Source organism: Loigolactobacillus jiayinensis, from assembly GCF_003946445.1.
GTDB classification, from domain to species: Bacteria; Bacillota; Bacilli; order Lactobacillales; family Lactobacillaceae; genus Loigolactobacillus; species Loigolactobacillus jiayinensis.
On the sequence record NZ_RHOF01000028.1, the window covers coordinates 1 to 13,419 of the forward strand.

Consider the following 13,419-nt stretch of genomic DNA (forward strand, 5'->3'; position numbering starts at 1 on the left):
AATTCTGAGATCGGGCGATTTGTATTGAAAAACGGTTTATTATTAGGTGCTTACCCAAGTCATACACATAACCCAACACAAGGGTAAGAATGTAACATAAAAAATCATCATCATGTAATAATGATGGTGATTTTTCGATATAATAAGAGATAAATTTTGAGGAAGAATCATTTATTATATTATTTTTGACTTTGCCAATCGGCCGGATATGTGACGTAAATAAACCGCGCTTCATCCTTCACAGAAAACTTAATTTGACTGCCTTTGGGAATAAGGATAATTTCACCTGCTTGTGCTGTAGCAGTACCATTTCTCCCAATTACACTTAAACTACCGTCAATCACGTAATCGACCTCGTCATAATTAAGTGTCCAATCAAATGTCGTATTCTTCATAACCATCAAACCGCAACCAAGTCTTGGACTCTCATCCAAAGTAACTAGATCTTTTGTATAAACAATATCATCAGGATTCCCTGTATCCATGCGATTTGCTTCTGAAACTGTCATATTTGGTACTTTTAGCGTTACTAAGCCATCAGGTGTGATTGTTTTATCACTTTTTAACTGACTTGTTATAATTTGCCGAACTAAATCTTCTAACTGACTTTTACTTATATTAGGCATGGACATCGATGTCACCCTCTGTCTTTTCAATCTTTTCTTTCTTACCTAAAATTCTATTCGCCATAAACATGGCAACAGCAATTGCAGTCACGCCTGCGACAAGCTTCCCAACGATCATTGGAAAAATCATATTTTTAGCTACACCTGCGACAAAGCCTAAGTGATCGCCAAACACAAATGCTGCTGAAACCGCAAATGCAACATTGATGATTTTACCGCGATCGTCCATATCCTTCATCATCTCAAACATAGGAATATTATTTGCCAAAGTTGCAACTAAACCAGCTGCTGCCACTTGGTTCATTCCTAAAGCTTCACCTAATTTCATCAATGGTTTACTGAATACCTTAGTAATTACATAAACTAAAGTAAAAGCACCCGCCAACGTCATGGCAATACTACCAACAACTTGGACGCCTTCCCGTACATCACCGATTCCTTTGATGACAGTCACGCCGACCATTGACTGAATAGCTCCAAGTGCAATCCCAAATGTCCCAATAATAACAATTGCTTGTCCAAAAATTGAAAAACCCTTGATCATTGCTTCCGGCTTAAACCAAAGTCCTAAAGCAATCAATAGTGCAAACAAGATAATGGGCACTAAGTTTCTTAAAATCATCATAATTGGCATACCCATCACTAGTCCACCAACAAAGCAACCTATTGGAATTGTAATCATTCCTGAAAGTACACCTGTTGCCAAGAACTTGTGATCTTTTTTCTCGATAATTCCCAATGCTACAGGAATTGTAAAGACAATTGTTGGCCCCATCATTGATCCTAAAATAACACCGGCAAATAATCCAGCCTGCGTATTGCTAGCCATTTGTTGCGCTAATTGGAAACCACCCATATCAATTGCAATTAAACTTGTTGCAAACATGGATGGATCTGCACCTAAGAGTTTATAAAGAGGTACAACTACAGGCGATAAAATCTTAGCTAAAATCGGTGCCAGAATAATAATCCCAACCATTGACATTGCTAAAGAACCCATTGCCATAATTCCTTCTTCAAATTTTTCACCTAGGCCAAAGCGATTGCCCAACATTTTGTCTAGTGCGCCTAAAATCATAAACAGCACCATAATATACATAATAATTTCATTAATACTCATGAATAACCTCCCTCCTAACCGCGATTAATTTCAACCGAGTCAATAATACCAAGAATTGCTGCATCAACAGGTAAAGTATGACGTTCATCTAGCATACGGGCAGCAGAGCCTTCAGCAATTAATACTTCCTCTGAAACACCTGCACCAACCTTATCGATTGCAATTAGCCGTCGCGTGATATTTTGTCCGTTCACTTGCTTATCTTCAACTTCGACTACCAAAAACTTGCAACCATTAAGTTGTTCATCTTTTTTTGTCGACCACAAGTTACCAATTACTTTACCAATAACCATATGCATCCCTACTTTACGTTAGATTAAGTGTTGATCACGCGCAGCATCTTTTGCTAACGGTGTTAAACGAGCATTATTTGGCAATTTTAGTTTCCCATCTTGTAAATACTTGTCTAACGCACTAACTGTAATAAAAGAAATAGTGTCATCGCTAGAAAATCGTTTGGTTAGAAGCTTCGCCAATATTCGCTTCAACAACATTTTGTCACTCATATAAACAATACCGTACTTTACTAATTGCTTTTGAGTGTATTGTAATTGCTGCTTTACTCCATAATGTAAATTCACTGGTATATCTATATTGCGACAAATAATTACTGGTTTATCAGCTAATATTCTTGCAATAATTACAGAACTTATAGGATCGATACTCTGCAAATTAGCTATCGCAATCATTTGTTGCTGTGATATTACTGATACACATAATAAGTCAGCCTGTTCCATCACTTTTATATCAGCGTAGAAAGTAAGCCGGCTACCCTGAAAAAGTTTACTTAATAAGCTATTAGGGTAAGCAGATTCTGTATTCTCAAAAGCAACACTTGGTAAATCCGCTTGTTTTAATAAGATTTTCCAAACACGCTCTGTAACAGTATAAATAAGGCTATCTATTTCAGTCGTCTGCATATGCGTCACTACACTTTACAATGGTGCCACGTAACCCCTTAGATAAACCACATGCATTCGCCTCATCAAAATCAATATGCATGTAAGTTGCAAATTTATCACTAATTCGAACTACTACTCCGTCAAAAATTAGCGGTCTAGCACCGCTAGCTCTAACTTGAACAACATCACCATTCTTGACTCCAAATAATTCAGCGTCCTCATATGTCATATGAATGTGTCGTTGTGCAACAATCACACCTGTATCCAAATCAACTGACTGTGAACCATTTATTAGCGTCACCCCAGGTGTAGATTCTAAATGCCCGCTTTCACGAATTGGTGCTTTAATACCAATTAAACGCGCATCAGTTAAAGAAATTTCAACCTGTGATTGATTACGTTCCGGTCCTAATATTGCGACATTTTTCAATTCACCTTTTGGGCCCTTAACATCAACACGCTCTTCACTTGCATACTGTCCAGGCTGTGAGAGCCATTTTTTTGGCGTCAACTGATATCCAACACCAAATAATAAATCAATTGTTGCTCGATCTAGATGAACGTGTCTACCAGAAGCCTCAATTTCAAAAGAAACTTTTTTCTGCACTTCATCAACCACTCGGTTAATGATTTCGTCTAGTTTACTCGTTATCAACACCTCCCTGTAAAAATTTCTTCTGTATTTGTAACAACCAAGTTGTTAACTCGTCTACCAACATTAAATAAACTTCACTAAAACTGGTCACTTTTAATTGAGTCATTTCGTTATTTAATTTCAGATAACAGATTTGTGTTTCTTCTAATTCTAATAGAACACGATTAACCCAATAATTAAGCATCCCCAAGCTAGTTGTATTTAGCTCTAATTGCTTGGATAAACTAACTGAACCAATTGCTATTTCTTGATCAATATTAGCCTGATCAATACTAGCCAATTGGAAAAACAGTTGGCGTACTACTAATAAATTGCATTGTGGAAAATTAGCCATAACTCCTAGGCATTCATTTCCCATATTTTTTAATTCATGCTGGAAAGCAAAGAAGGTAGATGTAGAAACAGAAGATAAGGGTTCAATATTATCAAAATCAAACGAAACTATTGGTTGCTCAACTGCAACTTGATGCGACTCAACACCAGTTAATTCAATATGATGATCGCTCAGAAAACTACGTGCTGAAGGTGTTAAAATTGTATTTGCTTCAACCTGATAATTGTCTTTCAAGCGATGTTGGCGCCAGAGTTGGCGAATTGTAGCTTCAGTCAGCACCTTCATCTTACAATCTTCCCTTCATTATTCATTTAATCATCTTCTAAATTTGCCTTTTCTCCTAGCATATGGGGCAAAATTGCGTCAACTTCACTATGTGGCCGTGGGATTACATGAACGGAAATTAATTCACCAACGCGTTCTGATGCCGCAGCCCCAGCATCTGTAGCGGCTTTTACGGCACCTACATCACCACGAACCATTACTGTAACCAACCCAGCACCAATTTGTTCTTTACCAATTAAAGTAACATTTGCTGCTTTTACCATAGCATCTGCAGCTTCGATAGCACCTACTAATCCTTTTGTTTCAATCATTCCTAATGCATTTGTATTTGACATAATAAATTCCTCCTAAAAATTTAATTATTTTAATTTTGCTAAAACTTGTTTAACTAATTCTTCAACCAATTTATCAGTTGTAGTAGTACTTGGTTTATCAGTAACACAAGTGCTGTCTTCTACAGGATCAGTTGCCTTAATATCTCCTAATTCACGTACACCATAAGCAACACGTCGTAGATTCAACAAATTCATCGGATTAATATTATCTGAAGTTGAACTGCCACCTACGGCACCACATCCCAGCGTTAACGCTGGGTTTAAATTAGTTGTAGCACCGATGCCACCAACAGCTCCTGGTGTATTAACTAAAATTCTAGAAGCTGGGATTTGTAACGCATAGTGTCTAGCAATTGATTGATTCTCAGTGTGAATCATCGCCGTATGGCCAGCACCTTCATTTTCTAGCAGTTTTTGCGCCAACATTTCAGCTGCAGCAACATCAGCAACTTCAAAATAAGCCAAAATTGGTGCTAGTTTTTCACGTGCATATGGATCTTTAGGACCAACATTTTCAAATGTATCAGGTGCAATCAAAACCTTTGTAGGTTCTGGAACATGTAAATCAGCTAATTTTGCAATTACTTGTACTGATTTACCTACAATTTGAGGATTCATTGTGCCATTTGCACGTAGAATGAACTTAGAAAGCTTGGCAACTTCTTCACTATCCATGAAGTAAGCTCCTTGATTCTGGAGTTCTTGCTTCACCTCCTTTTTGTTTGCTTCTTCAACGATAATAGATTGTTCAGAAGCACAAATAGTTCCATTATCAAACGTTTGTGATTCAATAATATGTTTGACTGCTTTTCTAGCATTAGCACTCTTCTCTATAAATGCAGGTCCATTACCAGGACCAACACCAATCGCTGGAGTTCCAGAAGAATAAGCTGCATGAACCATTGCCCCGCCACCAGTTGCAAGAATTACATTAGTATTCTTATTTTTCATCAATTCTTGAGTACCTTGTAGTGTCGGTACTGTCATGCAAGAAATCAATCCGCTTGGTGCTCCTGCTTGTGTCGCAGCATCACTAATAACTTTAACTGCCTCTAGAATTGACTTCAATGCATTGGGATGTGGCGAAAACACAATACTATTTCCCGCTTTAACAGCAATTAGAGCTTTATAAAATACTGATGATGTCGGATTAGTAGATGGAATCAATCCAGCAATAACCCCTACTGGAACAGCAATATCGATCACTTTGTTCTCAGGATGCTCTTCCAAAACTCCGACCGTCTTTAAGTCTTTGTACCGTTCATAAATCATTCTTGAGCCAAAGACATTTTTAGTTACCTTATCCTGCCAGATCCCAAATCCAGTTTCTTTTTGTGCCATTTTGGCTAAATGAACACTAGCTTTTTCGCCTGCTTTTGCCATTGCTTCGCAAATATCATCAATTTTTTCCTGAGAAAAATGGCTGATTTCTCGCTGAGCAATTTTTGCTTGACACAATAAATTGCGTACTTCTTGAATTGAAATTAAATCTTTATCTTCTAAAATCACTTATCATCCCTCCTCGTGATTTGTCGCATAATTGCAGCAACTAACTGCCGTTTAGTTGCCGTCTTTATAGATTTGTTTGGTATTACCAAATTCATCTGATATGCTCGCTTCTTCAAATCACTTACACGTTGACGCTCTAGTTTTCTTCGTATAACTACGTAATCAATATCTTGTTTATTTGACTCAGATATCTCATTGCCTGTTGTTGAGCTATTCTGGGCCGCATCTTCTTTATTGTTGTTTTCAGATGTTTGTTTGTTTTCTTCGCTAGTTGTTATTAGAAGATTCGCCGATTTAGCTACTATGTTCACTTCAGACAACTTTTTAGGCAGTACTTTCTTATCCTCTTTAGGCTGACTTGGTAACTTCTTGACGTTATGCAATCTATCCATAGTTTTTAATTTTTCAGTTTGTTCATCTACTCTTGCAATAACATAATGATCAATCAAACAATTAAAATCTTGAATAGCAGTTAATCCCGCTGCAACGGCTGCGTTAACTGCCGCAACATCACCAGTAAACATCACAGTTACTAATCCACCGCGTATACGCACCATATCATTTACATGTACCCATGCTGCTTTAACACCAGCGTCTGCCGCAACTACTGCTCCCAAGAGACCACGAACTTCAATCATGCCCAAACTTGTGCCTTTTGACATTAAGCATCACACCCTACTTCCTAAATACAGGTGTATCAATATGCAAGCGGTGTATCAGCTACATTTTCAATTGCCTGAGCAAATGCATCACAAGCCGCCTTACAAGCTGATTGACTACCCGTCAACAAACCACCACCAAAGTTGGTTTCTGAGGGTGGTCCATAGATAACACCGATTTCTACATCAGCTGCTTTCATTGCTGCATCTAAACCGTAAATTGATTCAAGCGGTGGTGCAATTAAGTAAGCAATAGCACCGCCTTCTGGACTATTAACTGATTTTGATAAATAGCTACCAGTTCTTGAAATTGTATGAGCAAAGTAGACAATGCTATCATCCTCATTAGCACTTACAAAATGTGCTTCCGATTCTATTACTTGAACTACTGTTTCCATACCACTTTTAACTTCTGCTGGACTGAGTCCACCAATAATTCCAATAATTTCACCAGCAAGTTTAGTTGAAGCGTTCGCAGCACCCGCATATAAACTCTTTGCATAGACAACTTCAACATCTGCAGTTTTTGTAGCTTCATCCAATGCTACATAAGTAACATCATCACAGTCAGCAGTTACAAGACCCAAACTTTTAACATGCGCAGGTAATTCCAAAGCTCTAGCCAAAGCGGTATCAATATTTGGAATGATTTTAGTACTTAAAACTTTGGCTTTAATCGCATCATTTCTCACCACTGATTCCTCCTTCTACTTTGTCTCGTTTTCTACAGCCTTCAGATCGATACCTGATTTTTTAAGCCGTACCATCTTGTCTAGAAGTTCAGCAATATAAGCCCCTGCTTCTACTGCTGGTAAGCCACCATCATGAATATTAGAAACGACGGTCCGTCGTGCTTCAGGCATTCCCATAGTCGGTTTATATGCAATATACGCACTCATCGACTTGGCAGTAACTAAACCTGGTCGTTCACCAACTAGTAAACAAACAACATCAGCATTAGTAATTTCACCAATATGATCTTCTGCCCCAACTCGACAATACTTGACGTAAATCACATTTTTTTCATCAAAATCTAATCCGTACACTTTTAAGCCTTGTTTTATTGCAGGAATAATTTCGCGAACATTAGCTTCGATTGCTGCTGAACTCAATCCATCACCAACAACCATTTGGATTTTAGGACTCTTTTCTGTATTGGTACGAATCTTCTCAGCCATATCATCGGAGAATTTACGTCCATGATCCGGTCTAGTGAGATACTCATCTTTAGTTTTACAAGTTGTTTGTGTCATAACAAAACCCATTGACTTAGGAATTTCTGGATTTACATCTGAGAAAACAGCATCCTGTGCTGCCGCATGATCAGCTCTGAATCGTAAAACTGAAGCAGTCTTATAACGCGAACCACAGCGCCACATACCTAATCGAGCAGGTGTAAACGACTTCATTTTCAAATAGCCCTCACGATCATGTGGGTGTGGGACCAAAAATTGCTTTCTTAAATCAATTTCAGTGATATCATCTAAAATCTCATCAGATTCTGTACTTTCAACTGAGTCAGATGCAGTCACAGCTGCTGGACTATTGTCTTCTTTCTTGCTATTGTCAGTCATTTCAGTCAATATGTTTTCAATCATACTTTTCAAATCTTGTTCATTCATTAATTTTCACCTTCTTAAATTAGTCTAGGAAAATTGAAGCATCACCAGCACGATCAGTTAATTTACCATTGTGACTGATTCCCATTTTCTCCATCCATGCTTCAAATTCTTTAATTGGATGATAGCCAAAAACGTCGCGAACTGTTGCAGTTTCTTGATATCCTGTTGTTTGATAATTCAACATAACATCATCAGCATGAGGAATGCCCATAATATAATTACAACCTGCAGCAGCTAATAAAATGGTTAAGTCTTCCGCATCATTTTGATCTGCCTTCATATGATTGGTATAGCAGACGTCACATCCCATTGAGATACCTTGTAGCTTACCCATAAAATGATCTTCCAAACCAGCTCGAGTAACTTGCTTAGAATCATATAAATACTCAGGTCCAATAAAACCAACTACAGTATTAACAATGAATGGATCAAACTTCTTTGCAAACCCATAGCAACGTGCCTCCATAGTTAATTCATCCGCACCAAAGTTTGCTTCTGCTGACAATTCAGATCCTTCACCAGTTTCAAAATACATAATATTGGGGCCTGCAGCTTGACCTTGATGCAAACCTAAGTCATAAGCTTCAGATAACATATCTGCATTAATACCAAAAGCAGTATTTCCTTTTTCTGATCCGGCAATTGATTGGAAAATTAACCCTGCAGGCGCACCTCTACGAATAGCTTCCATTTGTGTAGTGACATGAGCTAAGACAGAACACTGCGTGGGAATATCCCAATGTGAACGGAAATCTTCAAATTTTGTAAGAATCTTCGTAACATTTTCTACAGAATCATCATTCGGATTTAGTCCAATAACTGCATCACCTATCCCCATGCTGACCCCTTCCATTATTCCCGCCATAATACCATCAATATTATCGCTAGGATGATTAGTCTGTAGACGGGAAGAGAAGGTGCCTGGGCGACCGATTGTCGTGTTAGCCGTTTTTTCAACATGAATTTTTTTAGCTGCGACCACCAGATCCATATTGGTCATCAATTTTGTTACAGCGGCTGCCATTTCTGAAGTAAGGCCTTGCCGTACATGACGAATTTCATGATCTGTAGTTTTATCATCTAACAACCATTCACGTAAATCAGAAACTGTCCAATTCTTAATTTCCGAATAAATTCTTTGATTAACCCCATCAATAATAATCCGCGTTACTTCATCATCTTCATAAGGTACAGCAGGGTTATTATATAAATCTTCTAAAGTCAATTGAGCTAAAACAATTTTTGCAGCTACACGCTCCTTTGCATCACCTGCAGCAACACCAGCTAATTCGTCACCAGATTTTAGTTCATTAGCCTTAGCCAGTACTTCTTTAACAGATTTAAACTGATATAACTGATTAAATAACTTTGCTTTTAATATCATTCGTTTTCCCTTCTTTACTTAGCTTTATACAATCAACCGAAAATCAATGTTTTCACGATTACTGGTAGAACACTACCCTCGGCAATAGGTTCACCCAAATCAATATAATCACCATTTTCAACCTTGACACTATCAATACAAATAAATGGATAATGTTGCGGTAATCTGGCAAATAAGCTATGACCAAGTGCTTTCGCCATATCTTCATGCACTAAAATAATGAGAGGTTCGTGTTTGTTTATCAAAACTGCTGCACCGTCTACAATTCCAGCGGCATACCGCTGAATATCACTATAATGCGGATTTTTTAATCCATTAAACGCTAATACAACATTATTAAGTTCGTTTTGTACACGGTACCAGTTGATTTTTTCGGCAATACTAGTAGCTAGATTGTTTACATCGCGATTTTCATCTTGTCGAGCCATCTTTAAAATAGGTAGATTACGAATCGGTAAAATTCCTGTTGTATAGGAAATCGTACTTCCGGAAACATCAGTTGTATGTGATCCTGCACCAACAACTGTTGCACGAATTGTTTCTAAAGAGTGTATAATTTTCTTTTGCGTAAAGATTGCTGAATGGCGCAGTGCGTTACCAAGAAGTAAGCCGATATCACCATATCTAAAAATATCAGTTGGTAATTCTTCCTGTAAACAATCAGCAACTCCGCCAGAAAATGTCAATGCCGGAATTTTATAATCTAAGCGAAGTCCATGATTTGTGATAAACATATCGTAATATGGATTACGCTCACCAATACCAACGCTATTTTCTAAAACATGTACCAAGACCTGAATAATTGGCTTTAACGTTGACGGTGTTACTTTTGTTCCCTCGGATATCGGCAAGTCTAATGCCGCTATTAGTTTTATTACTTTTGGTGAAATATACGTTATTTTTTGCGTATTACGATCAATTTTTATTAGTCGCCCACCAATATCAAAACATGCTGTATCAAGTACATCATCGCCGTCAAAAACAACTAAATTCGACGTACCGCCGCCTACATCAATATTAGCTGTGTGATGTCTGCTTTCCTTTGAAGCCACATTTGTCCCCGCACCTTTACCAGCAATAATACTTTCTAAATCTGGGCCAGCCGTAGCAACAACAAAATCCCCAGCGTAGCCACTTAATGCTTCCGTTACCAAATTTGCATTGTCTTTACGAGCTGTTTCGCCAGTAATAATAACTGCACCCATTTGTATATTCTGTTTATCGATATGTGCTTTATCATATTGCTCTGCAACAAAACGTTTGATAGCCTCAGCATCGATTGTTTGCTGATTTAACAATGGCGTAAATATAATATCGCTTTTATAAATAACTTCCTTCTTGGAAATATTTATTCTTGGAACTGAAAATGCCGATGCAAAATTTTTGATTGTTAACCGTGACAAGACTAATTGGGTCGTTGAAGTTCCTAAATCAATGCCTACACTTAAAATCGTATCGTCTTTCATTAACTTCCCTTCTTCACTAATAAATAAAGGAGCCCAAGCCAATACAACATATACATAGATAGGTTGTATTGGCTTAGGCTCCTTCGCCGTTTAAAGATAACGTCATTGTTATCTAATATTCAATTATTAAATGAAAATGCAACGGTCGTTCCCGTGCTATCAGAACTAATTTTTAGCTTGCCCTTTAACTTATCAGCAACATAACTTCGAATAATGGTAAGGCCTAGGCTACTTGTTGACACTTGATCAAGTGCGAAGCCACTACCATCATCAGCAACACTAATCGTCACTATATTGTGGTCGATAATTCCCATTAACTTTATTGTGCCAGCTTGATCATGAGAAAAAGCATGATCAACAACATTTTGTAACAATTCGTTAACGATAATTGAAATAGTCACAATTCGATCGCTATCAATTACGATTGTTGAATCAATCTGCGATTTAACCGTAATATTCTGTGTATCATTTAATTGTTTAAAGTGTGATACTAGTAAATTAAGTGCTGAAGCTAAGTTAGTATCATCACTGACCTGCTTTGCTAAAAGTTCATAGGTAGAGGCAATAGCCATGATACGGCTAATACTTCCATTTAGGGCCTGTTTTAGCTCGGGACTCTCTAAACGACGTTGTTGGATGCGTAGCAAGGAAATTACCGACTGTAAATTATTTTTCACTCGGTGATTGACTTCACGAATCGCAACAGATTTTGAAATTATCTCTGCCTCCTTATGTTTAATTTCAGTTACATTTTGAATCAAAACTATTAATTGTTGATTTTCTTGATTCAATAACTTTCTAATTGTAAAATAATGATCTAAATATTGAAATTCTTTTTTTTCAACTAGATTCTTACTAACCTTAACTTTCAAAAAATGATTCAATATGCTTTTAAAATTGGTTCCATCTAACGATAAATTATTATAGTCTAAACCAATAATGTTACCTATATATCCTAAACCTTTATAGAGCTCTAGAGCTGTCTTATTAGCTAAAACTAAGTTACCAAGTTTATCAAAAACTAGAATTGAATCAACTAACTGATCAGTTACTGCTAAATCTAAACGACCAAATAACTGTATTGTTGCTGATACATCGTTATACCGCTCAAGTGTATCTTTTGCTCGGAAAGAATTCAAAATATTATTTGATATGTCAGATTCTACAATCGTAACGCCAATAACTAAGTCATTAAACTTAATTGGATAAATTCGTTGATGAATCAGTCGGTTTTCTTGAGTTTCTGCTAATAAGCCGATGGATGGAAGCCCCGTCTCTAAAGCGTGAAAAACACCTGGTTCATTTTCTTGAAGCGCTTCCTTACCAACAACTTTATGCTGATATAAAGATACCCCTACTTGCGGCGGCTTATGATATACCACAACCGCTTGGTGTGAATAATCATTGCGTACATCAATAAAGACATCAAATTTACGATAAGAATAATTATTTTGAATATTCTTTATTTCAGTTAGTAAACTATCAATCATAGGCTGAGTAAAATTAGAATACTTTTGCACTAATTCTGTTAATTCTTCCATTACGCATTCATCACGATTAATTCAGCTAAATCATTCATTGGACAGCGTTTACTCATGCTAAGATTACGTAACATTTTATATGCAGCATCTTCAGTTAATTTATTTTCTTCCATCAAGACACCCTTAGCACGTTCAATAACTTTACGTTGCTCTAATTTAGTGCTCAAAAAAGTCATTTTCTCAGCTAAGGATTTCGTTCGAGCACTTTGAGCTAGACTAACTTCAATGGTTGTAAGTAATGAACGTTCAGCAAGTGGTTTTACTAAGTACCCCACTGCCCCTACATTATTAGCGGATTGCATATCCGTGTCGTCACTATACGCAGATAGATAAATAATACCGTTAGTCAATTGATCAGCCATAATTTTTTTGCCAGCTTTTAAGCCATCTAATAATGGCATTCTTATATCCATAACGACTAAATCAGGTTTTTCTTTTTGGCAAACTTCGACAGCTTCAAAACCATCACCAGCTTCTCCAACAACCTGATAATCTGCCTGTTCCACAATATCACGAATATCTAACCGTGTAATTGGTTCATCATCGACAATAACCAGTCTTGCTCTCATCATGGACACTCCTTTATAATTAAGTGTGTGTAATCGCGTGTGTAACTGAGAAATGAAGAATCTGTTCTAAACTAGTTGTAACCTGACTCACCGCACTTTCAACTGAACTTACGTCTCCAGTAATTACCAATGACCCACTAAAACGATCAAGAAAACCAATTTTGATGTCTCCAGCCTTAGAAGCAATATCTGCTGCAATAATTGATGCCTCACTGGGTGTGATTGTCAGAATACCTAATGCAGCTCCATCTTTCATTGATAGGCCCAGCTTAGTATAAATATCAGGTTCTGGATGAGCAATAACATGAGCCAATGTTACCTGCTTACCTGGGACATATTCTTGAATCATGCGTTGTGTTTCTGCCAGTTTAGTCACCTTCTCTCACAATTGCTACTCTCAGTGTAAACGCTA

The 13,419-nt window shown here is 37.3% G+C and carries 16 protein-coding genes; all 16 read right to left on the reverse strand.

Going from position 1 to position 13,419, the window contains the following annotated elements:
• Positions 1-179: 179 nt before the first annotated feature.
• On the reverse strand, positions 180-626 hold the full coding sequence (locus tag EKM80_RS08060; protein ID WP_125552653.1) for a cupin domain-containing protein: 447 nt from the start codon (positions 624-626) through the stop codon (positions 180-182).
• Positions 619-1,746: an ethanolamine utilization protein EutH gene (gene eutH / locus EKM80_RS08065; RefSeq protein ID WP_125552608.1), complete on the reverse strand. Its 1,128-nt coding sequence runs from the start codon at positions 1,744-1,746 to the stop codon at positions 619-621. The genes EKM80_RS08060 and eutH overlap by 8 nt, the downstream gene beginning before the upstream one ends.
• Before the next feature lie 14 nt (positions 1,747-1,760).
• Complete coding sequence (locus EKM80_RS08070) at positions 1,761-2,039, reverse strand: EutN/CcmL family microcompartment protein (RefSeq protein WP_125552609.1); 279 nt, start codon at positions 2,037-2,039, stop codon at positions 1,761-1,763.
• Between the two features lie 18 nt (positions 2,040-2,057).
• The gene (locus EKM80_RS08075; RefSeq protein WP_125552610.1) at positions 2,058-2,666 is read right to left on the reverse strand and encodes a hypothetical protein; all 609 of its coding nucleotides are present in this window, start codon (positions 2,664-2,666) and stop codon (positions 2,058-2,060) included.
• Positions 2,653-3,300, reverse strand: coding sequence for an ethanolamine utilization phosphate acetyltransferase EutD (eutD, locus tag EKM80_RS08080; RefSeq protein WP_386699618.1), 648 nt, complete (start codon positions 3,298-3,300; stop codon positions 2,653-2,655). The genes EKM80_RS08075 and eutD overlap by 14 nt, the downstream gene beginning before the upstream one ends.
• Positions 3,290-3,922, reverse strand: a complete 633-nt coding sequence (locus tag EKM80_RS08085; protein WP_125552611.1) for a hypothetical protein — start codon at positions 3,920-3,922, stop codon at positions 3,290-3,292. Before EKM80_RS08085 ends, eutD begins: the two co-directional genes overlap by 11 nt.
• Before the next feature lie 26 nt (positions 3,923-3,948).
• The gene (locus tag EKM80_RS08090) at positions 3,949-4,257 is read right to left on the reverse strand and encodes a BMC domain-containing protein (protein WP_125552612.1); all 309 of its coding nucleotides are present in this window, start codon (positions 4,255-4,257) and stop codon (positions 3,949-3,951) included.
• A 24-nt stretch (positions 4,258-4,281) separates the two neighbouring features.
• Positions 4,282-5,766 carry an acetaldehyde dehydrogenase (acetylating) gene (locus EKM80_RS08095; RefSeq protein WP_125552613.1) on the reverse strand — a complete coding sequence of 495 codons (1,485 nt, stop codon included), beginning with the start codon at positions 5,764-5,766 and terminating at the stop codon, positions 4,282-4,284.
• Complete coding sequence (locus tag EKM80_RS08100) at positions 5,763-6,428, reverse strand: BMC domain-containing protein (RefSeq protein WP_125552614.1); 666 nt, start codon at positions 6,426-6,428, stop codon at positions 5,763-5,765. The genes EKM80_RS08095 and EKM80_RS08100 overlap by 4 nt, the downstream gene beginning before the upstream one ends.
• 35 nt (positions 6,429-6,463) lie before the next feature.
• On the reverse strand, positions 6,464-7,117 hold the full coding sequence (gene eutL / locus EKM80_RS08105) for an ethanolamine utilization microcompartment protein EutL (protein WP_125552615.1): 654 nt from the start codon (positions 7,115-7,117) through the stop codon (positions 6,464-6,466).
• A gap of 15 nt (positions 7,118-7,132) precedes the next feature.
• A complete protein-coding gene (eutC, locus tag EKM80_RS08110) occupies positions 7,133-8,047 on the reverse strand; it encodes an ethanolamine ammonia-lyase subunit EutC (RefSeq protein WP_125552616.1) in 915 nt (304 codons plus the stop codon).
• 19 nt (positions 8,048-8,066) lie between these two features.
• Positions 8,067-9,431, reverse strand: coding sequence for an ethanolamine ammonia-lyase subunit EutB (locus tag EKM80_RS08115; protein WP_125552617.1), 1,365 nt, complete (start codon positions 9,429-9,431; stop codon positions 8,067-8,069).
• A gap of 32 nt (positions 9,432-9,463) precedes the next feature.
• Entirely contained in the window at positions 9,464-10,897 is a 1,434-nt protein-coding gene (gene eutA, locus EKM80_RS08120) for an ethanolamine ammonia-lyase reactivating factor EutA (RefSeq protein ID WP_125552618.1), read from the reverse strand.
• A gap of 119 nt (positions 10,898-11,016) precedes the next feature.
• Positions 11,017-12,438: a sensor histidine kinase gene (locus EKM80_RS08125; protein WP_125552619.1), complete on the reverse strand. Its 1,422-nt coding sequence runs from the start codon at positions 12,436-12,438 to the stop codon at positions 11,017-11,019.
• Positions 12,438-13,007: an ANTAR domain-containing response regulator gene (locus EKM80_RS08130; protein WP_125552620.1), complete on the reverse strand. Its 570-nt coding sequence runs from the start codon at positions 13,005-13,007 to the stop codon at positions 12,438-12,440. Before EKM80_RS08130 ends, EKM80_RS08125 begins: the two co-directional genes overlap by 1 nt.
• Positions 13,008-13,026: 19 nt before the next feature.
• Positions 13,027-13,374 (reverse strand): BMC domain-containing protein, encoded by a 348-nt coding sequence (locus tag EKM80_RS08135; RefSeq protein WP_318531440.1) that lies wholly within the window; start codon positions 13,372-13,374, stop codon positions 13,027-13,029.
• Positions 13,375-13,419 lie beyond the last annotated feature (45 nt).